This is a genomic window from Jeotgalicoccus huakuii (assembly GCF_036665975.1).
Lineage (GTDB): Bacteria > Bacillota > Bacilli > Staphylococcales > Salinicoccaceae > Jeotgalicoccus > Jeotgalicoccus marinus.
This window is the reverse complement of sequence record NZ_JAVIYN010000015.1, coordinates 1-23798: the sequence shown is the minus strand read 5'-3', so window position 1 is coordinate 23798 and position 23798 is coordinate 1. Positions and strand designations below refer to the sequence as shown.

General features: G+C 36.4%; 23 protein-coding genes. 20 read left to right on the top strand and 3 right to left on the bottom strand.

Annotated elements, in window-relative coordinates; translation table 11 throughout:
• Nucleotides 1–59 precede the first annotated feature (59 nt).
• From accB to recN, 11 genes are all read left to right on the top strand, one after another.
• Entirely contained in the window at nt 60–488 is a 429-nt protein-coding gene (gene accB, locus V6E76_RS08580; protein ID WP_247352154.1) for an acetyl-CoA carboxylase biotin carboxyl carrier protein, read from the top strand.
• A complete protein-coding gene (gene accC / locus V6E76_RS08575) occupies nt 488–1834 on the top strand; it encodes an acetyl-CoA carboxylase biotin carboxylase subunit (protein ID WP_247352187.1) in 1347 nt (448 codons plus the stop codon). Before accB ends, accC begins: the two co-directional genes overlap by 1 nt.
• Nucleotides 1835–1956: 122 nt before the next feature.
• Complete coding sequence (locus V6E76_RS08570) at nt 1957–2307, top strand: Asp23/Gls24 family envelope stress response protein (RefSeq protein ID WP_026866376.1); 351 nt, start codon at nt 1957–1959, stop codon at nt 2305–2307.
• A 25-nt stretch (nt 2308–2332) separates the two neighbouring features.
• Nucleotides 2333–2716 carry a transcription antitermination factor NusB gene (gene nusB / locus V6E76_RS08565; protein WP_247352156.1) on the top strand — a complete coding sequence of 128 codons (384 nt, stop codon included), beginning with the start codon at nt 2333–2335 and terminating at the stop codon, nt 2714–2716.
• A gap of 5 nt (nt 2717–2721) precedes the next feature.
• Nucleotides 2722–4068 (top strand): exodeoxyribonuclease VII large subunit, encoded by a 1347-nt coding sequence (xseA, locus tag V6E76_RS08560; protein ID WP_247352159.1) that lies wholly within the window; start codon nt 2722–2724, stop codon nt 4066–4068.
• Entirely contained in the window at nt 4049–4261 is a 213-nt protein-coding gene (gene xseB / locus V6E76_RS08555; RefSeq protein ID WP_499797787.1) for an exodeoxyribonuclease VII small subunit, read from the top strand. The genes xseA and xseB overlap by 20 nt, the downstream gene beginning before the upstream one ends.
• Nucleotides 4251–5120: a polyprenyl synthetase family protein gene (locus V6E76_RS08550; RefSeq protein WP_247352161.1), complete on the top strand. Its 870-nt coding sequence runs from the start codon at nt 4251–4253 to the stop codon at nt 5118–5120. The genes xseB and V6E76_RS08550 overlap by 11 nt, the downstream gene beginning before the upstream one ends.
• A gap of 91 nt (nt 5121–5211) precedes the next feature.
• Complete coding sequence (gene dxs, locus V6E76_RS08545; protein ID WP_247352162.1) at nt 5212–7101, top strand: 1-deoxy-D-xylulose-5-phosphate synthase; 1890 nt, start codon at nt 5212–5214, stop codon at nt 7099–7101.
• Nucleotides 7082–7870 (top strand): TlyA family RNA methyltransferase, encoded by a 789-nt coding sequence (locus V6E76_RS08540; RefSeq protein WP_247352164.1) that lies wholly within the window; start codon nt 7082–7084, stop codon nt 7868–7870. Before dxs ends, V6E76_RS08540 begins: the two co-directional genes overlap by 20 nt.
• 88 nt (nt 7871–7958) lie before the next feature.
• Nucleotides 7959–8411 carry a transcriptional regulator AhrC/ArgR gene (gene ahrC, locus V6E76_RS08535; RefSeq protein WP_026866369.1) on the top strand — a complete coding sequence of 151 codons (453 nt, stop codon included), beginning with the start codon at nt 7959–7961 and terminating at the stop codon, nt 8409–8411.
• Nucleotides 8412–8425: 14 nt separating this feature from the next.
• Nucleotides 8426–10090: a DNA repair protein RecN gene (gene recN, locus V6E76_RS08530; RefSeq protein ID WP_247352167.1), complete on the top strand. Its 1665-nt coding sequence runs from the start codon at nt 8426–8428 to the stop codon at nt 10088–10090.
• Between the two features lie 97 nt (nt 10091–10187).
• Here the strand turns inward: recN and V6E76_RS08525 are convergent, their stop codons facing one another.
• Both V6E76_RS08525 and V6E76_RS08520 read right to left on the bottom strand, forming a co-directional pair.
• Nucleotides 10188–13361 carry a peptidoglycan recognition protein family protein gene (locus tag V6E76_RS08525; protein WP_247352169.1) on the bottom strand — a complete coding sequence of 1058 codons (3174 nt, stop codon included), beginning with the start codon at nt 13359–13361 and terminating at the stop codon, nt 10188–10190.
• Between the two features lie 160 nt (nt 13362–13521).
• A complete protein-coding gene (locus V6E76_RS08520; protein WP_247352171.1) occupies nt 13522–13782 on the bottom strand; it encodes a DUF2627 domain-containing protein in 261 nt (86 codons plus the stop codon).
• Between the two features lie 206 nt (nt 13783–13988).
• Here V6E76_RS08520 and V6E76_RS08515 point away from each other — a divergent pair, with 206 nt between their 5' ends.
• From V6E76_RS08515 to V6E76_RS08480, 8 genes are all read left to right on the top strand, one after another.
• Nucleotides 13989–14897: a phosphate acyltransferase gene (locus tag V6E76_RS08515; protein WP_247352173.1), complete on the top strand. Its 909-nt coding sequence runs from the start codon at nt 13989–13991 to the stop codon at nt 14895–14897.
• 19 nt (nt 14898–14916) lie between these two features.
• Nucleotides 14917–16017, top strand: coding sequence for a Leu/Phe/Val dehydrogenase (locus V6E76_RS08510; RefSeq protein WP_499797786.1), 1101 nt, complete (start codon nt 14917–14919; stop codon nt 16015–16017).
• Complete coding sequence (gene buk, locus V6E76_RS08505) at nt 16017–17093, top strand: butyrate kinase (protein ID WP_247352177.1); 1077 nt, start codon at nt 16017–16019, stop codon at nt 17091–17093. Before V6E76_RS08510 ends, buk begins: the two co-directional genes overlap by 1 nt.
• Nucleotides 17093–18508 carry a dihydrolipoyl dehydrogenase gene (gene lpdA / locus V6E76_RS08500; RefSeq protein ID WP_247352179.1) on the top strand — a complete coding sequence of 472 codons (1416 nt, stop codon included), beginning with the start codon at nt 17093–17095 and terminating at the stop codon, nt 18506–18508. The genes buk and lpdA overlap by 1 nt, the downstream gene beginning before the upstream one ends.
• Nucleotides 18509–18522: 14 nt before the next feature.
• Entirely contained in the window at nt 18523–19518 is a 996-nt protein-coding gene (locus V6E76_RS08495; RefSeq protein ID WP_499797784.1) for a thiamine pyrophosphate-dependent dehydrogenase E1 component subunit alpha, read from the top strand.
• A complete protein-coding gene (locus tag V6E76_RS08490; RefSeq protein WP_247352181.1) occupies nt 19511–20494 on the top strand; it encodes an alpha-ketoacid dehydrogenase subunit beta in 984 nt (327 codons plus the stop codon). Before V6E76_RS08495 ends, V6E76_RS08490 begins: the two co-directional genes overlap by 8 nt.
• 14 nt (nt 20495–20508) lie before the next feature.
• Nucleotides 20509–21756 (top strand): dihydrolipoamide acetyltransferase family protein, encoded by a 1248-nt coding sequence (locus V6E76_RS08485; RefSeq protein ID WP_499797793.1) that lies wholly within the window; start codon nt 20509–20511, stop codon nt 21754–21756.
• Nucleotides 21757–21831: 75 nt separating this feature from the next.
• Nucleotides 21832–22269, top strand: a complete 438-nt coding sequence (locus tag V6E76_RS08480; protein ID WP_026866358.1) for a BrxA/BrxB family bacilliredoxin — start codon at nt 21832–21834, stop codon at nt 22267–22269.
• 46 nt (nt 22270–22315) lie between these two features.
• Here the strand turns inward: V6E76_RS08480 and prli42 are convergent, their stop codons facing one another.
• Complete coding sequence (gene prli42 / locus V6E76_RS08475; RefSeq protein WP_156889134.1) at nt 22316–22417, bottom strand: stressosome-associated protein Prli42; 102 nt, start codon at nt 22415–22417, stop codon at nt 22316–22318.
• Between the two features lie 83 nt (nt 22418–22500).
• Here prli42 and V6E76_RS08470 point away from each other — a divergent pair, with 83 nt between their 5' ends.
• The gene (locus V6E76_RS08470; RefSeq protein ID WP_166626662.1) at nt 22501–23625 is read left to right on the top strand and encodes a M20/M25/M40 family metallo-hydrolase; all 1125 of its coding nucleotides are present in this window, start codon (nt 22501–22503) and stop codon (nt 23623–23625) included.
• Nucleotides 23626–23798: the final 173 nt, after the last annotated feature.

Genomic DNA, 23798 nt, shown 5'->3' with positions numbered 1-23798 from the left:
AATTGGTACGACCACCGGTGTAGAATGTTTAACATATTATTTTATGGGAGAGTTTACGAATGAATTTAGAACAAGTCGATTCTTTAATCGAAAAAATGGAACGTGCTTCACTTACTGAAATTTCATATAAAGATAAAGATGTGGATATAAAACTTAAAAGAGAGCTGACACCTACCCAGGTACAAAGCCCACAACCAGTACAAATGCCAAAACAAGAGTTTACAACAAACAACAGTACACAAACTGTAGATGAGGGCATAACTATTAAGGCGCCGATGGTAGGAACATTTTATAAATCACCATCACCTGAAGCAGATGCTTATGTAAAAGTTGGAGATAAAGTTTCAAGCTCGTCAGTCGTTTGTATTTTAGAGGCGATGAAGTTATTTAATGAAATACAAGCAGAAGTATCCGGTGAAATTGTTGAGATTCTAGTAGATGATGGGGAAATGGTTGAATACAATCAGCCATTATTCAGATTGAAATGATAAAAAAAGTATTAATTGCGAACCGTGGAGAAATTGCGGTAAGAATCATACGTGCTTGTCACGAACTTGGTATTGATACTGTTAGTATTTATTCAGAGGCGGATGAAGATAGTTTACACCGGAAACTAGCAACAGAATCATACTGCATTGGACCTAAATTATCGAAGGATAGTTATCTGGATATGATAGGTATTATCACAATTGCACAATCAACAGGATGTGATGCTATTCATCCTGGTTACGGCTTCTTAGCTGAAAATAGTGACTTTGCGGAAATGTGCGAAACATCCAATCTAATATTTATTGGACCAATGTCTGAAACAATTTCATTAATGGGTGTTAAGGATGTTGCTAAACAAACTATGATAGAAGCAAATGTACCGACTGTACCAGGTAGTGATGGTGTCGTAAAATCATTAGAAGATGCATATTCCATTGCAGATGAAATTGGGTATCCAATTATTATCAAAGCGAGCTATGGTGGTGGCGGTAAAGGTATACGCGTCGCACGCAACAAAGATGAACTTACACAAAATTATAAGCTGACAGAACAAGAGGCAGAAAGTGCGTTCGGTAATAAGAGCTTATACATCGAAAAATTTATTGAGAACTTTAGGCACGTTGAGATTCAAGTACTTGGGGACTATCATGGTAATGTTGTGCACCTAGGTGAAAGAGATTGTACGGTTCAAAGAAGAATGCAAAAGCTTGTTGAGGAAGCACCTAGTCCAGTAATCAGTGACAAAACACGTCAAGAGATGGGTGAAACTGCAGTACGTGCTGCTAAAAGTATCGATTATATCGGTGCGGGGACAATAGAGTTTATTTATGATTTAAACGATCATAAATTCTATTTCATGGAAATGAACACGCGTATACAGGTTGAACATCCAGTTACAGAAATGATTACAGGCGTCGATCTTGTCAAAGCACAAATTCAAGTTGCGATGCACGAGCCTCTACCATTCGAACAGAGTGATATTAATTTTGAAGGACATGCTTTTGAATTTAGAGTGAATGCAGAAAATCCGCATAAAAACTTTATGCCTTCTGCAGGTAAGATAACTGAGTTCTTACAACCAGGTGGTTTTGGGGTAAGAATGGATACAGCCTCATATGCAGGCTATGTGATTCCTCCTTACTATGACTCAATGATTGCTAAACTTATCGTCCATGGAAAAGACCGTGACGATGCCTTAAGCATTGCCCGTAGAGCATTAAAAGAATTTACCATAGGTGGGATTGATACAACAATTCCTTTCCACCAAAATCTTCTAGATAACCAGTCATTTATAGATAATAATTACAATACTAACTTTTTAGTAGAAGAAGACATTATGAAATAAATACTATAATCAAAATTGAAATCGGACGTATATTACAAAGCGTAGTGTGCGTCCGATTTTAATGTCAAACTATTTTTATAAGCAGTAGTGTCATGGTATAATAATGATGTGAGGTGATCGTAATGATTTTAGAAAATCATAGTACAGCTTTAGGCAATATTGAAATTTCTAGTGAAGTAATAGAAGTAATTGCCAGCATCGCAGTAGAAGAGACTAAAGGTGTTCACTCATTGCAAAATAACTTTGCCAGTGGTAATATCGAAAAGATTGGTAAGAAGTTTCGAGGCCGCGGTGTCAGAGTTGAAACAAAAGATGACAAAATTCATATCTCTATCTATGTTGTTTTATCGACTGACCGAAATGTGCATAACGTGGCTGAGCGCATTCAAAACAATGTTAAACAGACAGTAAATGATATGTTAGAAGTGACTGTCAATGAAGTAAACGTGCACATTGTCAACATTATAAAATAGTATACAGATAGGTTTAGGTGTAAGCATGAAAAGACATGAACAAAGACAAAAAGCATTCCAATTACTTTTTCAAACGGACAAAGATATTGTAGATTTAACGAATGCTAAATATTATGAAGTATATCAGAGTGAGATGTTTATAAAAGCCATAGTGGATTATTATTTCGCAAACGGTGAAAGTATAAATGGTAAGATTTCATCCAGCCTTACTGGATATACGATCGATCGAATTTCAAAAGTGGAACGCAATATCTTACGTATCGCAATCAGTGAATTGGAAGTTCATGATTCACCTGTAAAAGTCGTTATTGATGAAGCAGTCAGACTTGCAAAAAATTACGGAGATAAGGATAGTCATCGTTTTGTAAATGGTGTACTGAAGAACTTTGCCGTACAAAATGAAGGGTAAGTTATATGGATAGTAATAAGTATTTAACTGTTCAATCTTTAACAAAATATATTAAATATAAATTTGACAAAGACCCGTATTTACAACGGGTCTTTCTTAAAGGTGAGCTATCGAATGTAAAACACCATTCAAATGGCCACATCTACTTTTCAGTTAAAGATGACGCATCAGTAATCAATGCAGTCATGTTTAGATATGATGCAGAAAAACTAGATTTTAAAGCGGAAGAAGGACAAAACGTCTTACTTTCAGGAAACATCACACTCTATGAAAAAAGAGGGCAGTATCAACTATATGTTAAGGAAATGCAGATTGATGGAGTCGGACAATTATTCTTAAAACTTGAAGAAAATAAAAAGTACCTAGAGGAAAAAGGGTATTTTAAAGCGAACTTAAAAAAGCCCATCCCAATATACCCAGAACACATTGCGATTGTTTCTTCAAGTACGAGTGCAGCCATTAAGGATATGATTACGACATTGACAAGACGATTCCCTCTTGTCAAAGTGTCACTTTACAATACATATGTTCAGGGTGGTCTTAGTAAAAAGAGTGTTATGGATAATTTAATCGCAGCGGATAAACTTGGTGTCGACACAATTATCCTTGCACGAGGTGGCGGATCGATTGAAGATTTGTGGACTTTTAATGAGCTGGATGTTGCCATGACCGTTGTTAATTTAAATACGCCTATTATCACTGGTGTGGGTCATGAAACAGACTTTACACTCGTCGATTTTGTCAGTGATTTAAGAGCACCAACACCAACGGCTGCTGCAGAACAAGCTGTACCAAATCAAAGAGATTTACAGGTTAAGTTAGAAGAATTTAATCGTCAGACGACTTACCTATTAAAAAATAAAATCTCCAATAATAATAAGCATCTAGAGAATCTCGCATCATATTATAAGTTTAAGAACCCTAATTTACTATATATTGAACAGACTGAAAAACTACACGACTTTAATAAGAACCTAGAACGTTCTATGGTCAAGCAGCTAACACTATTTAAACACCAACTTGATCGCTTAAATACGAGCTTATCTTACATGAGCCCGTTACCGAGTATTAATAAGTATCAACAGGAATTAAATCGTTATCGTGACGCACTTTATCGTGGTGTAAAAAAGGTTCATAGACAAAAAGCAGAGGCCTTAAACAATAATATTCAAGTTTTGGAGTCTGTTAGTCCGACACAGATTCTAAAAAGAGGCTATTCTTTTACAACGTTTAATAATAAAATTGTTTCAGATGCAAATGAATTAAATAAGGGAGATTATGTAGATATATCATTTAGTACCGGCAGTGTGACTGCCGAGGTTATAGAGGTGAATGAAGATGACAAAAAATGAAGCAACCTTCGAAATGAAAATGACACGACTTGAAAAAATCGTAAAATCTCTAGATGAAGATGGTTTATCTTTAGAAAAGTCACTCGAACTCTATCAGGAAGGTATCAAGCTTTCCAAAGAATGTGATGATATTCTTAAAAATGCAGAATTAAAAGTCGAAGAGTTAGTTGGAGATTCAGAAGATGGAGAATAGATATATAGATGAAGTAAGGCAAAATATATTGGCTCATCTCGAACATACTAAACACTCAACAACTATATTTGATGCGAGTCGATATTCCATTGAGGCAGGAGGAAAAGGCCTACGTGCAACACTTTTATTTACTGTATTAGAGGCACTTGGTGAACCGCCTATGAAAGGCTTAAGTGCTGCTTCTGCTATCGAGATGATTCATACTTATTCTCTTATTCATGATGACCTACCAGCCATGGATGATGATGACTTAAGACGAGGTAAACCGACCAATCATATTATTTTCGGAGAAGCGACAGCGATATTAGCTGGTGATAATCTACTGAATGAAAGTTTCAATGTGATTAGTAAAGATGAATCACTATCTGCTGAAGTGAGAATCAAATTAATCGAGACCATTTCAACTGCCAGTGGTCAGTCAGGCATGATAAGCGGTCAGATGTTAGATATTGAAGCAGAAGAGAAAGTGACATCATTGGAAGCGTTAGAAATTATACATTCCTATAAAACTGGAGCTTTAATAAAAGCACCAGTCCTTTCTGCATGTATCATCGCTAATGCAAGTGAATCGGTTAGATCACAACTTGAACGATTTAGTGAAATTATCGGGGTGCTCTTTCAAATTAAGGACGATATTCTAGATATTGAGGGTCAGGTAGAACTCACAGGTAAAAATTCTGGTTCAGATGTAAAAAAAGGTAAGGTCACTTATGTGAGCGAACTTGGTTTAGATGGTGCAAAGTCTGCATTAGAAGAAAAAGTCAGTCAGGCTAATATGATACTTGAAACATTAGAAAGAGACATTTCCATAGAGGGATTAAGACAAATTGTCTCTATATTTGCTGACAGAAACCAATGATAATTCATAGGTATATGAATTATCATTTTTCTTTTTGGGAGTACTATATAGTGTTATAATGAGTAATAGTAAATTTAAAGGTGGTTGCTATATGAATATATATAGTATTGAAGAGCCTTCATTTCTGAAAAACTTGAATGATAAGGAGCTCGAAGAACTTGCAACTGATATTAGGGAATTCCTAATAGAATCATGTGCAATTACAGGCGGCCACATCGGAGCAAACTTAGGTGTTGTTGAATTAACAATTGCCCTTCATAAGTACTTTGATTCGCCAACTGACAAACTGATTTTCGATGTCGGACATCAGGCTTATATACACAAAATCCTAACGGGTAGAATCGATAAGTTTCCTACACTTCGTCAATACGAAGGCTTATGTGGTTTTCCTAAAATGCGAGAAAGTGAACACGATGTATGGGAAGCGGGCCATTCATCAACTTCCTTATCTGCAGCGATGGGATTTGCCAAAGCGAGAGATATTAAAGGTGAAAACAGTCATGTCGTCCCAATTATTGGTGATGGTGCTTTAACTGGCGGTATGGCTTTAGAAGCATTAAATCATATCGGTAGCGACAAGACGAATATGACGATTATTTTAAATGATAATGAAATGAGTATTGCACCAAATGTTGGTGCCTTACACAACATGCTTGGACGCATGCGTACGAATACACAGTATAATAAATTAAAACACGGTGCTGAAGGCTTTATAGAGAAATTACCACAAGTAGGAACGACTTTAAGAGATTTAGCAGACCGAGTAAAAGATAGTACTAAATACATGTTTGTTGATGGTGTCTTTTTTGAAGAACTTGGCATTAAATACATTGGTCCAGTCGATGGTCATAGTTTCGAAGACTTAGGTGCCGCAATTAAAACTTCAAAAGAGTATGATGGTCCCGTTATCATTCACGTGATTACTAAAAAAGGCAAGGGCTATCATCCAGCTGAACATGATAAATTAGGTGTTTGGCATGGCTTAGGCCCTTATAAGATGGAAACTGGAGAAGTACTTGGTAAAAAAGAGACAGAGTCATGGAGTGGCTTTATGTCCAACTCTGTCTTAGAGCATGCCAAAAAGGATGATCGTATCGTTGCTTTAACGCCTGCTATGCCTGTTGGTAGTAAACTTACTAAGTTCCAAAATGAATTACCAGAACGTTTCTTTGACGTTGGTATCGCTGAACAACATGCTTTAACTATGGCAGGTGGTTTAGCTGCGGCAGGATTAAAACCTTATCTAGCGATTTATTCGACCTTTTTACAACGCGGTTACGACCAGCTTTTACATGATGTTGACCGTCAGAACTTAGACGTTTTAATTGGTATAGATCGCAGTGGTCTAGTTGGTGCAGATGGTGAAACACACCAGGGTGTCTTTGATATTAGCTTCATTGCACCTTTACCAAATATCACATTAATGATGCCTAGAGATGAGATAGAAGCTGCAGCAATGATTGATTTATCATTTAATACTAAGGGCCCTATGGCAATTAGGTATCCTAGAGGTAATGTCCTTGGTTTAGATACGAGTGAAAAAAGAGCGCCGATTGAATATGGTAGCTGGGAAGTGTTAGAAGATGGAAATGATATTGCTTTAATTTCCTTTGGACCAACTTTACAAATGCTCACTGAAGCAGCGACAACTCTTAAAGAGCTTGGTATCAATGCTAAAGTTATTAATGCTAGATTTATTAAACCTTTAGATTTTGAGTGCTTAGATCAATTAGGTGCAAGCAGTATGCCAATCTTTGTTATTGAAGAAGCAATGTTAACAGGTGGTTTAGGCTCTATGATTTCCTCATACTTTACAGATAATAAGTATCGAAATATCATACAAAGATTAGGTATTGATAACGAATATATTGAACATGGTGATGTTGATTTACTACTAAATGACATCGGGATTAGTGTTGAAAATGTCGTAAATAAAAGTTGTCGTATCGTTGAGGGTAGCCATGAAAAAAATGCGAACTGATGAGTATATTTATGAACACTTTAATATCGGTTCATTAACAGACATTCAGCGTATGATCATGGCGGGAAAAGTATTAAATAATAATGAATTAGTCTATAAAGCTTCTGATAAGTTAGATCCCGCTAAAGCAAATATTAGATTTAAGAATGTTAAAGAGTATGTATCACGTGGTGGTTTAAAGTTACAACATGCAATACGCCATTTTAATATAGATTTAAATAATAAAGTCATGTTGGACATTGGATCATCGACTGGTGGATTTACGGATTGTGGATTGAAGCACGGAGCTTCCTACATCTATGCTGTAGACGTTGGTACAAATCAACTGGATTATAGTCTTAGAATAGATGAACATGTTAAGGTCATGGAACAAACCAATTTTAAAGACACAAGTATTAATGATTTCACTCATTTACCTGAATTGATTACAATTGATGTTTCCTTTACTTCCATTGTTCCAATTCTTAGACATATTGAAGTGTTGTTTAAACATGATTATAATATAGTCGCTTTAATTAAACCTCAGTTTGAGAGTTATCTTGAAGAAAGAGAAGCGCATGGAATCATAACGAATTTAGAGACCCATGAACATGTTATAAATCGAGTGATTGAAGAAGCAAACAAGATTGGTCTATATGCGTATTCACTTGACCGATCACCGATTAAAGGTACCAAAGGTAATGTAGAATATTTATGCTACCTTAGCAATGAAGATATAAATAATAAACAAGTCAGAACAGAGGACATCACTACTATTGTAAATAGTTGATGTCTTCTGTTTTTGCTTTCCAAGTATATGAACTTATGATAATATGATGTATAAATATACACATGATTTTAACCAAGGGGGATTTTCAATGTCGAACAAGTCAATCAGGCAAATAAAGATTAGGGAAATTATTACTAACAACAAAATTGAAACACAAGAAGAGCTTGTAGATAAGTTAAATGAGCACAAGTTTAATGTTACACAAGCCACTGTCTCAAGAGATATTAAGGAATTACAGTTAATCAAAGTACCATCTCCAGGTGGAGAATATGTATACAGCATGCCTAAGGATAGACAGTATCATCCATTAGAAAAGCTCGGCCGCTATCTAATGGATAGTTTTGTAAAGTTAGATTTTACTGGTAACTTACTTGTCTTAAAAACCTTACCAGGTAATGCACAATCAATTGGTGCGATTATCGATCAGCTAGAGTGGGAAGAGGTCGTTGGTACGATTTGTGGCGATGACACGTGCTTACTCATTTGTAGAGATGAAGAATCACAGCAATTAATTAAAGATCGAATTTTTAATCTCATTTAATTGGAGTGTTTAATGTGCTACTAAGACTCAGTGTGCAGAACTTTGCTGTATTAGAAAATATAGAAGTTGATTTTTCAAAAGGCATGACAGTATTGACGGGGGAATCTGGTGCCGGAAAATCAAAAATTATTGAAGCTATCGGATACTTAGAGGGAAAACGTGCATCTCAAGAAGATATCAGACATGGAAAATCCGGTGCTGTCATTGAGGGTGTATTTGATTTTCCTAGTAATGAAAAATTAAATCAATTACTAGCTGACTCAAGTATTGAAGAAGATGAGCTGTACATTGTTCGTAGAGAAATTATGACAAATAGCAAAAGCTTGATTAAAATAAATAATAAGATGATTACTTTAAATCAACTTAAAAACATAATGGAACACGTTTTATCTATCCATTCACAATCCACACATAGAGAAGTGTTGGATAAGTCCGAGCAGTTGGATTACTTGGATCGATATATTGGTTTAGTCAAGGAAGATATTTTCACAACATATACTCATGATTATCAAGCTTATCAATCTGTAAAGTCTCGTAAGGAAGAGTTAGAATACAAAGATAGAAATAGGCTGACACAACTTGAATTGTTAAAGCATCAATATAATGAACTATCAACATTAGAATTAAAAGAAGACGAAGAGACAGAACTAGAAAATGAACTTGAGTTTTTATCGAACTATGAAAATATTAATGATGCATTAAATCAGATTAAGTCCTTACTTGTCAGTGAATATCCTCCACAAGGCATGCTTTATGATATCAATCAGTCGTTAGAAACGATTACCCGTTATGATGAATCATACATTTCTTATAAAGATACATTGACTGATGCATATTACTTACTGACTGAGTTGAATTCACAAGTATCAAATGATTTGTCATCTCTCGATTATGATAGTGACCGTTTAAATGCAATCCAATCGAGATTAAATCAAATTAATCAGTTAAAGAGAAAATACACAAAAACATTTGAAGGTTTGTTAGAATTTCAAACGCAATTAAAATCTGATATTGATGACTTAGAGAATATCTCACAATCATTTGATCGGCTTCAAAAAGAAGAAAAGGTGCTTTACGATAAGATGGAAGCATCAGCAGAACGATTGCATCAATATCGATTGGACCGAAAACATTTTCTAGAGAGTAAATTAAGACATGAATTGTCAGAACTTGAAATGCCAGATGTACAGTTTGAAATCAATTTAAAAGAATCACAATTTAATCCTTTAGGATACACAGATGCTGAATTCTTGATTGCAGTCAATAAAGGTGAACCACTAAAACCGTTAAATAAAATTGCATCCGGTGGGGAAGTTTCCCGTGTAAGTTTAGCGGTTAAAACAATTTTCTCTGACTTCGAACATGATTCACTTATAATATTTGATGAAATAGATACTGGAGTAAGTGGTCAGGTTGCTGCGCGTATGGTAGAAAAGATGAAGCTACTGAGTAAGCAAAGACAAGTACTTGCTATTTCACACTTACCACAAGCCGCTGCAACAGCAGATTTCCTACTTCACGTAGAGAAATCCAATGTCGATGACAGAACACAATCTTCAGCATCTTATTTAATGGAAGAGGAGAAAGTTGAAGAAATTGCACGTATGATTAGTGGCTCTAAGATTACAGATGCTGCACGCTTGAATGCTGAAGAATTGCTGAGAACTGGAAAAGAGTAAATTATTTTATAAATAGAAGAGGGTGGAAATCTACAAATTAGATTTCCACCCTTGTTAATTGGTTAAGCGGTAGTCCCAAAGAATTACCTTTTATTTGCTATTGTTTCTCTTCACCTGATTTTCTTCTTCTAACTAAGAAGCCTAGGCCTAGTGCTGCAAGTAATGCTGCAAATACAGTTGTACCTTGTTCTTTAACACCAGTATTTGGTAACACTGCTACTTCCTCATCCTGTTCATCTGTAGTTTCTGCCTCTTGATTACTATCTTTCTGCGTATTTCCTTTTACTTCATTTGTAGATATAGACGCTTCAGCCTGATCAACTTGACCTACATTTTCTGTATAGACTTTAGAATGAGTATTTGTACCATCAGATGAATCTCCACCATGTTTTTCAGATGTTGGTGGGATAATTGTGTTTTCCTTGTTAGATTCACCATAAACCACAGCATATTGACTAAAGCTAGAAGTTTCAAATACAACATAATCATCGTCAGTTCTGTATGAAATGGCCTCGAGTGTTTCACCAATATCTCCAAGATAATATAGATTTGATACATATCCATTAGCAGGTAGGTAAACTGTCACAGGGTTGTTCAAGTTATATAATGAACCATCACTATTTAGAATATGAATATCATATAAATCATGTGTTGCATCAATGGCATTTGAAGGATTAAGTACAGTTACTTCTAACTGCTTGCCAACTAGCTCATCAGACGCACTATATACTCTAACACCAGTTTCTGGATCTTCTAATGAAGATGAAACGTCATCAGTTGTTTCTCCATTGTCATCATCTATGTCAGTTGATTCATCTCTTCCTATAACTTCTTCAGTTTCATCCTCTGATTCATTATCTCCATTAGTTGGTTGTTCTAGTTGATCTTCAGTACTGTCCTCAGAGGTATTATCTTCGGAAACATCATCTCTTCGATTCTCATCTTTAGATGAATCTTCGTTCGAATCATCAGCAGATTCAGATTCATCGTCATCATCAACAGGTACTTCAGATGTGGAGTCATCTCCTGAGTAATCAGTACCTTCATCGTCATCTTCAATTGGTGCTTCTGGAGTAGAATCATCACCAGAGTTATCAGTACCTTCATCGTCGTCTACAGGTGTTTCTGGAGTAGAACCATCACCTGAGTTGTCAGTACCTTCATCGTCATCCTCTACTGGTACTTCTGGAGTAGAGCCATCGCCTGAGTTATCAGTACCTTCATCGTCATCTTCAATTGGTGCCTCAGGAAGTGATGATGTGGCAACATCACCTGCATACATCCAACCGATTGTTGAACCGTCTGAAACATTTTCAAGTAGGTAGTATTCTTCATAGTTGTATATTTCAGAGCGAACCACTCGAACATCTTTTCCTAAGTAGTTGCTCGCATCGGCAGTTTTAACATCGGTGATACTTTCATAAATTCCTCTATTTTGGTTAGTGATACTTCCGGCAAGATTTGATGTATCGCCTTCAAATGTTGGCATGTAAATGCTTGGCGTATTGACTTTATTATAGAGGTTGTTGTAACGACCTTGGATTAAGCTAATCACATCTTCATATGCATAGCCATGTGATTGGAAATATTCATATGGGTCAGGTGAAGCTGTTCCACCTAAAATGTTTGATACTTCTACGTGAGACCATAGTGTACCATTTCCTGAACTATCCGCTCTTTCAGCTGGTAATTTGTATTTGTAAAGTAGGTTAGCAATATAGTCTGCGTAGTTATTAATTGATCTTGCGAAGTCATGTTGGTTATCGTGTCGTACAAGTTCTACTTGTAAATGAATATCATTTGATACAGGACCCGCACCATAAGCGAGGTAATCTGTATTTGCAACTTGAATGATATTATCAGCATCTACAAAGGCATGTACAAAGGCATTTTCCCAATTCTCGGACATGTAACTAATCTCACCATGTATCGTTGAGTTATCATTACCAACATCATGTAATACCACACCTGAAGGTTGACCAACTTTACCATTTTCAGGCTCCCATCCAATGTTAGATTCATATGCATATTGAGGTAGATAATCAATAATATCGTATTGAATTTCTGCTACTTCAAAATTATTTTCTGCAATATAGCTATTAATATCCGTAATCGCTTGAGACATAGACATTGTACTCATTGTGTTAAAGGCCAGATTCTCATCAATCTCTACACCAAGTTCATCTTCAACGGCTTGTGTCAGTTCCTTAAGTGTTTCTTCATCAGCTTCAATTTTGTCAGCATTTTCTTCTATAAACGCTGTACGTTCCTCAGCAGATTTATTTTCTAATTCATTCGTAAGCGTTTCAGAATCATATTTATATGTAGCTTCTTCTGATTCGGCAGTTGTTGATGTGTCTTTTTCAACTGTCTCTTCTGTTTCTACGATTTCTTCTGTCTCACTTTCAGTATTGGACTCAGCGTTTTCTTTTGTAGGTTCTTTAACAGTTTGATCAGTAGTTTCTACTTCTGTAGCATCAGTAGCTTCTTCTGATTCTGGATTACTTTCTTCCTTTGAAGTTTCTACAGTCTCTTCCTCAGAAGATTCATCTGATTCTACGTTTTCTTCTACTTCTATAGTATCCGTTTCTTCGTCAGCTTCAATATTACTTCCTTCTTGTGAAGGTGCTTCTGCTACTGCTTCAGAAGTCTCTTCGGTTTCTGATGTCACTTCTTCAACATCTTGTGCTGGTTCTTCTACTGACTCACTTACGGTCGTTGAATCTGTGTTTTCTTCTGTAGTTTCTTCAACAGTTGTTTCAGTACTTTCTACTGTAGTATCCGTTTCTTCTTCAGTCTCAAGATTACTTTCTTCTTGTGAAGGTACTTCAGTTACTGCCTCAGTAGTCACTTCTGATTCTTGAACAGCTGCTGTTTCATTTTCAGAAGTGGACGCCGTGTTTTCAACAGTTTCTTCTTCACTTTGTACATCTTCTTCAATAGGTGCTTCTTCAGCTGTCTCAGTTGATTCTAATTCGTCAACATCTTCATCAACTTCACTTTCTTCATCTTCAGGAGCGGCTTCTTCGTCAGATTCTAGAGATTCTTCTGTATCTTCTTCTTCAACAACTTCTTCTGATTCGTCACTTTCATCCGCATCGTCATCTGCTAAATTATCAACTTTACCGTTTTCTTCTTCATAGTGAGTTTCTAAATTCTGTTCGTATGTTTTCTCTTCTTGATCAATCTCATCTGCACTAGCGACCATCGTTGAGGCAAGTAAACTCGTAGAAAGTAGGGTTGGGATAATTAAACGACTCTTGTACTTCATTAAAAGTAACCTCCATCAATTAATTTATTAGGCAATTATAGAAGAGTATAGTCACAAAATTATCAAAATTTACAGAATTTAATACAATTGTAATATAAAAATCCCCCAAAAGTTACAATTAACATACTCGTATGTAACCGTTGGAGGCCATAAAAAACTATTAATTTGTCTCGTCATTTTCTTTACGTTTTTTTAAAAATCTTTCTTGTGCGCGTTTATTTTTTCTTTCTCTATGAAGGAGGTAACCCCCAATGAACCAAACACCAACAATAGTCATAAGTAAACCAACTATAAATTGGAGGGCTGTATAAGTAAAGGGATCAATTACGATACCGAATATGCTGTCTCGCATCAATTTGATTCCGACCCCTGCAATTATAAATGGGATAACAAGTATTAATAAAGCGATAATTTTCTGCATTAACATGCTCCTAATCTAAAATACTAGTTATATTATACATTAAATAATGGCTTAAAAATTTAAGAATTTATGAAATTATTAGTTCTAATATTCTTAATAATTAAACATTCGTAATACACTTTTCTTTTATATATTTTAAAGTTATCCTTAATGTAAGGGCTTACAAACAATTGATGATACAAGCGTTTTATATTAAATATTGTATAATGAATGTAGGAGGGATTATTATTAATTTTGACAGCATGTTAGATTACAACAGGAACACCTCTCAGTCTATAGCTTTGGTTCGAGCGAACTCAAAAGGGCTCTTAGAAATAGTCAGAGAAACAGCCGAAAAACATGAAATAAAATGGCACCTCTATGATGATGAATCGTTATTAGTGAATTCATTTAAAGAAATGGCTTTTGACTATCAGTCTTACGACATAGAAATACATGATGTTAAAGGGGATACCGAAGCGGCTGAACAAGCTGCTAAAGCGATTCACAGTGGTCGGGCCAGTGTCTTAATGAAAGGATTAATATCAACTGGAACGATCCTTAAGGCAGTGCTCAATAAGGAACTAGATTTATTAGATAAGAAAGTATTATCGCATGTTGCCTTATTCGACATACCCACGTATCATAAACCTATTATCATCAGTGACGCAGCAATGAACATCGATGTTGATAATGATAAGAAAGTTAATATTATAAAGAATACAATAGAAGTCGCTGAAAATCTCAATATCAATAAGCCAAAAGTAGCCTTAATTTCTGCAGTAGAAAAAGTGAATGAGAAGATTCATTCTACAGTTACAAATGATACAATTGTAAAAGCTGATTTATTTTCTAATGCTATTGTCGATGGACCGATGTCATATGACTTAGCAATGTCAGCTACTGCTAGTGAAATTAAAGGCTATAAATCTGAAGTTGCAGGTGATGCGGATATTCTCATCATGCCTCATATTGATGCAGGCAACGTTTTATATAAAGCATTAACAGTATCAGCTGGTGCACGTTGTGCAGGTATTATCACTGGTTTAAAAGTGCCATTTGTACTCACATCTCGCGCAGATACTAAATTAGAAAAATACAATTCAATCAAACTTGCACTACAAATGCTCAACTAAATTTAGGAGGATGTTTAAGATGATATTTACAGAAATGGAACATGGAGATTACGAACAACTTGTATTTTGTCAGGATAAACAAAGTGGCTTAAAAGCGATTATTTGTATACATGATACAACACTCGGTCCAGCCCTTGGAGGTATTAGATTTTGGAACTACGATAAGGAAGAAGATGCAATCACAGATGTTTTAAGACTTGCTAAAGGTATGACATACAAGAATGCCGCAGCTGGCTTAAACCTCGGTGGTGGTAAAACAGTAGTAATTAGAGACGCTTCAAAAGATAAATCTGAAGCCTTCTTCCGTTCTTTAGGCCGCTATATTGAAAACCTTGGTGGTCGATATATTGCTGCTGAAGACGTCGGTACAACAGTAGAAGATATGGACTATATTTTCCAAGAGACTGATTATGTATGCGGAATCTCTGAGGCATATGGCTCATCTGGTAACCCAAGTCCATTTACAGCACTCGGTTTATTCAGAGCAATGCAGCGTACTGCTAAAGAAGCATTTGGTAGTGATGATCTTTCAGGAAAAACGATTTCTGTTCAAGGCGTTGGTAACGTTGCTTACAGCCTATGTGAGTTATTACATGAAACTGGTGCAAATTTAATAGTCACAGATATTAATGAAAAAGCAGTTCAACGTGCAGTAGATAACTTCGGTGCTAAAGCAGTTGGTTTAGATGAAATATATAGTGTAGATGCTGATATTTTTGCCCCGTGTGCACTTGGTGGAATTTTAAATGATAATACAATTCCTCAATTGAAGGTAAAAGCTGTATGTGGTAGTGCAAATAACCAGTTACTAGATATTGAGAAACATGGACAAATGTTAACGGATGCAGGAATTATGTATGCGCCAGATTATGTTGTTAACTCAGGTGGGGTAATCAATGTTGCAGACGAGCTAGAAGGCTATGACAAAGAACGAGCAACATCTAAAGTTAACAACGTATACAATCAAATCGACAAAATTTTCACGATAGCAAAAGAACAAAATATTTCACCTCAACACGCAGCTGATCATCTAGCTGAGAGTCGTATTGAAGCTATTCAAAACGTCAAAAGTGTCTTCACTCAAAAAGATAAAAATATTCTAAGTGGTAGAAGAAAATAATGTCTATTTTAACATTAGTAATTAATCTCGGGAGCACGACTACAAAAGTCGCGCTCTACCGAGATTTATCTTGCCTAGAAGTTAAGACCTACTCGCATGACAAGGCTCTAATTTTAATGCCACTCAACGAACAAAAGTCAGTTCGTTTTGACACAGTAATGGAATTTTTACATGAGTGTAATGTAACTGCAGAAGAACTCGATATCGTCTCAGCTCGGGGTGGTCTATTAAGACCAATTGAAGGCGGCACTTATTTAATTAATGAAGAAATGTTAGATGACCTTATTTCTAAGAAATATGGTGATCATGCATCTAATTTAAGTGGAATTCTCGCCAATGAATTCACAAAACAATACGGCATCAAAGCAGTAATTACTGATCCTGTTGTAGTCGATGAACTGTGTGACGAAGCAAAATATACAGGCTTAAAAGGTGTCAGAAGGACATCAATTTTCCATGCACTTAATCAAAAAGCAGTTGCGAGAAAGTATGCAGCTTCAATTGATAAACACTACAGAGACTTAAAACTGATTGTCGTTCATATGGGCGGGGGTATTACTGTTGGTGCTCATAAGTATGGCAAAGTTATCGATGTTAATAATGGATTGAATGGTGACGGACCAATGAGTCCAACACGTGTCGGTTCAGTCCCAGTCAACGCACTATTAAAATATAAAAACGATAATAATTTAAGTGACGAAGCAATCATTTATACTGCTTCTAAAGCAGGTGGCTTAATCTCTCATCTTGGTATAGAAGATGTACGCACTGTCGTTCAAAATATTGAAAATGGAGATAAGCATAGTAAAGAAGTACTTGATGCAATGATTTACCAGATTGCTAAAGAAATCGGCGGAAAAGCTGCCATTCTAAAAGGGCAGGTTGACCAAATCATCTTTACTGGTGGAGTCAGTTATAGTGACTATGTTATCAATGGCATTAAAGATTATATTTCCTACATTGGACCAGTGACAGTTTACCCTGGTGAATTGGAGATGGATGCATTAGCCTACGGTGCATACTCCGTAATTCAAGATAATAACAAGCTAAAATACTATAAAGCAGGTGGTCAATAATGACTAAAAATTACGATACCGTCGTAATCGGTGGTGGAACAGCTGGCTATGTGGCAGCAATTAAGCTCAGTCAACTCGGACAGAGTGTTGCTGTTGTTGAAAAAAGTAAGCTCGGTGGTACTTGTTTGAACCAAGGATGTATTCCTACAAAAAGCTTTTTAAAGAGCGGAGAAATGATAGAGAATATGAAAACAGCATCACGTTTTGGTTTAGAGAATCACACACCATCTTTTGACATTAAAAATATTAATAGCGTGAAAGACAAGGTTGTAAACCAGATGCAAAACGGTATTAAATACTTACTTGATAAGAATAAGGTGGATGTAATTGAAGGTACTGCAACTATTCTTGGACCCTCACTTTTTTCACCGCTTGCCGGCGCAGTCAGCGTATCCTATGAAGATGAATCAAAGGAAAGTGAAGTCCTTGTCAATGACCAAGTGATTATAGCAAGTGGTTCAAAGCCAATAGAATTACCATTCCTTCCATTTGATCACAAGGTTGTCTTATCTAGTAACGACTTAATGCATCTTGAAAATATACCACAAAAAGTTGCATTGATCGGTGGTGGCGTCATTGGTGTTGAATTTGCGACTATCCTATCATCGTTCGGTAGTGAAGTGACTTTAATCGAAGCGGCTGACCGACTCTTAATTCAAGAAGAAAAAGATGCCTCAAAAGCAGTTGAAAAATCCTTAAAAGACAAAGGTGTCAGAGTGTTAACTGGTCTTAGTCTAGATCAAGACGATATAGAGATTAAAGATGACCATGGTGAAATAGTGGTGAATGGTGAAAAAGAAAGCTATGATAAAATTATCGTTGCCGTTGGAAGACAACCTAATACTGATCAACTCGGCATTCAAAATACGAAAGCTCAAGTGACTGATAAAGGTACGATTGAAGTTAATGAGTACTATCAGACTAAAGAATCTCATATTTATGCCATCGGAGATGTTATAAATACGCCTCAACTTGCACACGTTGCGATTGAAGAAGCAATTATCGCAGCTGAGCATATAGCAGATCAGAAACCACTGACTTTGGACTATAATAAAATCCCTAGATGTGTCTATACCTCACCAGAAATTGCATCAATTGGTATGACCACTGAAGTTTTAAAAGAGAATGGAATAGATTTTAAAACCCATAAGTTACCTTTACAAACAATCGCAAAAGCTGTGATCGATAATGGGGGAGAAGGGTTTATAAAGCTAAATGTGTCACCATCAGGCGATATTTTAGGGGCGACAATTGTTGGCGCACATGCGACTGAGTTAATCAACAGCATATCTATTGCAGCATTTATGAATGCATCAACCCTAGAATTATCTAGTGCCACATTTGCGCATCCATCAGTTGGTGAAATCATAAAAGAAGTCGGACTCGATGCAGAAGACGTCGCAATCCATGTATAGGAAGGTGAGACATATTGTTATCACATAATGAAACAGATTTAACTGAATCAGATTTAAAAGAAATGTATAAATTAATGGTCTTATCAAGACGACTAGACGAACGTATGTGGTTGTTAAACCGTGCAGGTAAACTACCCTTTGTTATTTCTTGTCAAGGTCAAGAGGCAACCCAAGCTGGTACTGCCTTTGCTTTAGATAAGGAAGTTGACATTCTAAGCCCTTACTATAGAGATTTAGCCTTAGTGACACACTTTGGTATTACTCCAGAAGAAACCATGTTATCTGCCTTCGCAAGAGGTGCTGATGTACAAAGTGGTGGACGTCAGATGCCTGGACACTTTTCTAAAAAGGAAAGTAATATTTTAACTCAAGGTTCTACCGTAACTACTCAGGTGCTTCATGCTGTAGGAGCAAGTTACGCTTTTAAAATGGATGGTAAGAAAGCAGTTGCCTTAACCACTTTAGGGGAAGGTTCAACTTCTCAAGGAGATTTTCATGAAGGTTTAAACTTTGCAGGTGTCCACGATTTACCATTTATATGTCTAATTGAGAACAATAAGTATGCCATTAGTGTACCGACAAGCCTTCAATATGGGGCAGAAAAGTTATCTGACCGTGCAATTGGTTATGATATGCATGGTGAACAAGTAGATGGTAACGATCCAATTGCGGTTTATAAAGTAATGAAAGAAGCCCGTGAACGTGCTATTAACGGCGATGGTGCTTCCTTAATCGAAGCCTTATCCATTCGATTAACCCCACATTCTTCTGATGATGATGATAAATATAGAGATCCAGAAGAATTAAAGAAAGATAAGAAAAATGATTGTATAGAATCGTTTAAAACATATTTACTAAGTGAATCTATCGTCGATGAGTCTTGGTTAGAAGAATTAGAAAAGGAAATTAAAGAAACTGTCAATCAGGCAACAAAAAGAGCTGAAGCTGCACCATATGCAGAACCAGAATATGCGCTTAAACACGTTTATGAGGAGGTAAACAATGGCTAAATTGTCTTATCTCGATGCAATAAAAGATGCTTTATTTACTGCCATGGAACAAGACGATGATGTTTTTGTACTTGGAGAAGATGTCGGTAAAAAAGGTGGCGTTTTTAAAGTAACGGAAGGCCTACAAGAAAAATTTGGTGAAATGAGAGTTTTAGATACGCCACTTGCCGAAAGTAATATTGCAGGAACTGCCATTGGGGCAGCGATGGTGGGCAAAAAACCAGTCGCTGAAATTCAGTTTGCAGAATATATTTTACCTGCAGTCAATCAAATATTAAACGAGGCTGCAAAAATTAGATACCGTTCAGATAACGACTGGAATGCGCCACTTGTCATCAGAGCACCATTTGGTGGTGGAATTCACGGCGCATTGTATCATTCACAGTCCATCGAATCAATTTTTGTTTCTACTCCAGGTCTTAAAGTCGTTGTGCCATCGAATCCTGCTGATGCAAAAGGGTTATTAATGGCAGCCATTAAAGATAACGATCCAGTCTTATACTTTGAACACAAGAAAGCTTATCGTCTCTTAAAAGGCGAGGTACCAGAAGGGGAGTATATCTTACCTATTGGTCAAGCGAATACGGTCCGGAGCGGGGAAGATATTACCGTCATTACTTATGGCTTATGTGTTAATTATGCTGTACAAGCTGCTGAACAGTTATCTAAAGATGGATACGAAGCAGAGATATTAGACTTACGAACATTGTATCCACTTGATAAGGAATCAATTATTAAAGCAGCTTCTAAGACAGGCAAGGTGCTACTTGTAACAGAAGATAATCTAGAAGGTAGCGTGATGAGTGAAGTATCTGCCATCATTGGTGAAAATTGTCTCTATGATTTAGACGCACCAATTACGCGATTAGCTGGTCCTGATGTACCATCTATGCCATATGCGCCACCTATGGAAGACTTCTTTATGATGAACCCAGAAAAAATATACAATAAAATGCTCACACTAAGTGAATACTAGGGAGTGAAATAATGATTGAAATTACGATGCCTAAATTAGGGGAAAGTGTCACAGAAGGTACAATTGAAAATTGGTTGGTAAAAGTTGGGGACCATGTCAATGAATATGATGCAGTATGTGAAGTTAACACGGCAAAGGTAACTGCAGAAGTTCCTTCTGTTTACGACGGTGTAATCAGTGAGATCCTCGTTAATGAAGGCGAGACCGTAGAAGTAGGTACACCAATCTATAAAATTGAAGCTGACAATGCAGCAGTTAAAGAAGAAGTTGATGAAGAAACTGATGATTCAGAGATAAATGATGTACCTTCAGAAAATAAAGAATCAGTTAAAGCTAGTTCAGATAACAATTCTTCTAAACGACTATCACCTGTAGTGATGAGAATGTTGAGTGAACATGGTTTGGATGCCAATAGTATAGAAGGCACAGGCTTTGAGGGACGGATAACTAAGAAAGATGTAGAAAAATTCATTACTTCTGACAACCAACAGCAAACAGTAAATAAAAGTGATTCAGCACCAAAAGAGACCCCTCATATACCTACACAAGAAACAGGCGTAACGGCTGGTGAGAAAATTAAGGTTAAAGGTGTTCGTAAAGAAATTGCTAAACGCATGGTACAATCAAAAACTGAAATTCCACATGCTTGGCTCATGATGGAAGTTGATGCGACAAATCTTGTAAAGTTACGTAATAAACACAAGGCAAAATTTAAAGAGACTGAAGGCGTTAATTTAACTTATTTCTCTTATTTCGTTAAGATTGTTTCTGAAGTCCTTAAAGATTTCCCGCTGTTAAACAGTTCTTGGGACGGTGACACAATAACAGTTCACAAAGATATCAACTTATCTATTGCAGTTGCAGACGAAGACCAGCTCTTTGTACCGGTCATAAAAAATGCAGATGATCGTTCATTAAAAGGCATCGCTAAGTCTATCAACGAACTTGCAACTAAGACGAGAACGAAAAAGTTAACGGGTGAAGACATGGCTGGTGGTACATTTACTGTTAATAATACTGGTGCCTTTGGCTCTGTACAGTCTATGGGTATTATCAATCAACCGCAGGTTGCGATTTTACAAGTCGAATCCATAGTAAAGAAACCAGTCTTCATTGATGACATGTTAGCAGCAAGACACATGGTCAATCTCTGTCTATCGATTGATCATAGAGTTTTAGATGGTCTCATGGCAGGCAACTTCTTACAAGCAGTTAAACAACGAATTGAAAATATTGACCCAGATCAGTCATCAGTTTATTAACTTTACAAACTTCTTTTAGCGGTCTAGAATAAAAGTAATGATTAGACTCGTCTTGAGTCAAAAAGGAGTTTTAGTATGGATTTAGATTTTAACCTATACATGCAAGACCTTGTTCAAAATGCTAGAAATGAATTGACTGAATCTGGCTATACAGAATTACGTACACCTGAAGATGTTGATCAAGCTTTAAATAAAGAAGGTACTGCCTTAGTTATGGTGAACTCTGTTTGTGGTTGTGCAGGTGGTATCGCAAGACCAGCTGCAATACATTCCTTAAACTATGACAAACGTCCAGACCAATTGTTAACTGTTTTTGCCGGTCAAGATAAGGAAGCAACGGAGCAAATGAGAGATAGAGCACCAGATTACTTACCTTCTTCACCATCATTCGCTTTTTTCAAAGATGGAAAAATTGTCGATATGATTGAAAGACATGAAATAGAAGGTCACGAAATTATGAGTGTGATGACTGGAATTCAAGCTTGGTTCGAAGAACACGGTAAAGAAGTTTAAAAAACACCAGTTTGTATCTTAGTGTACAAACTGGTGTTTCTCAATTTTAAAATGAAGTTAAATATGAGATACCCATCATTAGTCCTGAAACAACAATCAGAATAATCATGAACCATATGATGAATTTTTGAACGTTTTTATTTTGCATTAGTCAACCATCCTCGGTATTTATTGTTATAATAACTATACATGAAGGTAAATCAACATATCAACACTTGGAGGCATTATTTTATGAATAAAGAACGTCTTACAGAGCAATTTTTAGAAATTGTCCAAATCGATTCAGAATCTGGCCAAGAAAGACAAGTGGCAGATTATTTAATCAATCTTCTTAACGAACTTGGACTTGAAGGTTTTGAAGATGACTCACAAAAGACAACCGGTTATGGTGCTGGTAACCTGATTTATACATTAAAAGGGGACAGTAACATTCCACCAGTTGCTTTCATGGTTCACATGGACACAGTAACACCAGGTAATGGTGTTAAACCACATATTGAAGATGGTTATGTTTACAGTGATGGTACAACAATACTAGGTTCAGATGATAAGGCTGGCGTCTCATCTATTATAGAAGCTGTTCGCGTTCTAAAAGAAGAAGGCATTCCACATGGTGATGTAGAAGTCATCATTACAGTCGGTGAAGAAACTGGCTTAGTTGGTGCTAAGGCTTTAGATATCCAGAACATAAAAAGTAAATTTGGTTATGCAGTTGATGGTACCGGTGAAGTAGGTACAGTGGTTAACCGCGCACCATCACAGACAAAAGTTAGAACACAAATCTTTGGTAAAAAAGCACATGCTGGAATTGAACCTGAAAAGGGTATTAGTGCAATCAACATTGCTGCAAAGGCAATTGCAAAGATGAACCTAGGTCGAATTGATGAAGAAACAACTTCAAACATTGGTACAATTACGGGTGGTCAAGCAACAAATATTGTCAGTGACCATTGTGAAATTTTAGCAGAAGTTCGTTCATTGTCTGATGAGAAGTTACAGAGTGAGACAGATAAGATTAAAACTGCATTTGAAGAAACTGCAAAAGAACTTGGTGGAAGTGCTGAGGTTGATGTTGAATTGATGTATCCGTCTCTGTATGCAAAAGAAGACGATGTAGTTATAACAACTGCTTCAGAAGCGATTAAAAACATTGGCCGTACGCCTAATGTCATCAGTCTTGGTGGCGGTAGTGACGGTAATATCTTCCACGGAAATGGTGTGACGACAGCTATTTTAGGAGTTGGATACGAATATATCCATACAACAAGTGAGCGTATGCCATTAGAAGAACTTTATAAAATGACAGATTTAATTGTTGAGATTGTTAAAGTTCATCATAAAAATGAAAGTAAATAAATTATAAATAGAACCGTACATTAAGTTTATAGGCCGCAAATAATGCCAAGTAACTTAATGTGGCTCTACGTCAAATAAGGTTGATGAAACAATTTATCTGACTGTCTAACTTGGGCTCTACGTCAAATAAGGTTGATGAAACAATTTATCTGACTGGGGCTGGGACATAAGTC

What these genes read in the sequence shown, in the direction of transcription:
- buk (WP_247352177.1), top strand. Translation starts at nt 16,017, where the DNA reads ATGTCTATTTTAACATTAGTAATTAATCTCGGGAGCACGACTACAAAA.
- V6E76_RS08540 (WP_247352164.1), top strand. Translation starts at nt 7,082, where the DNA reads ATGAAAAAAATGCGAACTGATGAGTATATTTATGAACACTTTAATATC.
- V6E76_RS08470 (WP_166626662.1), top strand. Translation starts at nt 22,501, where the DNA reads ATGAATAAAGAACGTCTTACAGAGCAATTTTTAGAAATTGTCCAAATC.
- V6E76_RS08490 (WP_247352181.1), top strand. Translation starts at nt 19,511, where the DNA reads ATGGCTAAATTGTCTTATCTCGATGCAATAAAAGATGCTTTATTTACT.
- lpdA (WP_247352179.1), top strand. Translation starts at nt 17,093, where the DNA reads ATGACTAAAAATTACGATACCGTCGTAATCGGTGGTGGAACAGCTGGC.
- xseA (WP_247352159.1), top strand. Translation starts at nt 2,722, where the DNA reads ATGGATAGTAATAAGTATTTAACTGTTCAATCTTTAACAAAATATATT.
- V6E76_RS08480 (WP_026866358.1), top strand. Translation starts at nt 21,832, where the DNA reads ATGGATTTAGATTTTAACCTATACATGCAAGACCTTGTTCAAAATGCT.
- prli42 (WP_156889134.1), bottom strand. Translation starts at nt 22,417, where the DNA reads ATGCAAAATAAAAACGTTCAAAAATTCATCATATGGTTCATGATTATT.
- V6E76_RS08520 (WP_247352171.1), bottom strand. Translation starts at nt 13,782, where the DNA reads ATGCAGAAAATTATCGCTTTATTAATACTTGTTATCCCATTTATAATT.
- dxs (WP_247352162.1), top strand. Translation starts at nt 5,212, where the DNA reads ATGAATATATATAGTATTGAAGAGCCTTCATTTCTGAAAAACTTGAAT.
- V6E76_RS08510 (WP_499797786.1), top strand. Translation starts at nt 14,917, where the DNA reads ATGATATTTACAGAAATGGAACATGGAGATTACGAACAACTTGTATTT.
- xseB (WP_499797787.1), top strand. Translation starts at nt 4,049, where the DNA reads ATGAAGATGACAAAAAATGAAGCAACCTTCGAAATGAAAATGACACGA.
- V6E76_RS08525 (WP_247352169.1), bottom strand. Translation starts at nt 13,361, where the DNA reads ATGAAGTACAAGAGTCGTTTAATTATCCCAACCCTACTTTCTACGAGT.
- V6E76_RS08550 (WP_247352161.1), top strand. Translation starts at nt 4,251, where the DNA reads ATGGAGAATAGATATATAGATGAAGTAAGGCAAAATATATTGGCTCAT.
- accB (WP_247352154.1), top strand. Translation starts at nt 60, where the DNA reads ATGAATTTAGAACAAGTCGATTCTTTAATCGAAAAAATGGAACGTGCT.
- nusB (WP_247352156.1), top strand. Translation starts at nt 2,333, where the DNA reads ATGAAAAGACATGAACAAAGACAAAAAGCATTCCAATTACTTTTTCAA.
- V6E76_RS08515 (WP_247352173.1), top strand. Translation starts at nt 13,989, where the DNA reads ATGAATGTAGGAGGGATTATTATTAATTTTGACAGCATGTTAGATTAC.
- ahrC (WP_026866369.1), top strand. Translation starts at nt 7,959, where the DNA reads ATGTCGAACAAGTCAATCAGGCAAATAAAGATTAGGGAAATTATTACT.
- V6E76_RS08570 (WP_026866376.1), top strand. Translation starts at nt 1,957, where the DNA reads ATGATTTTAGAAAATCATAGTACAGCTTTAGGCAATATTGAAATTTCT.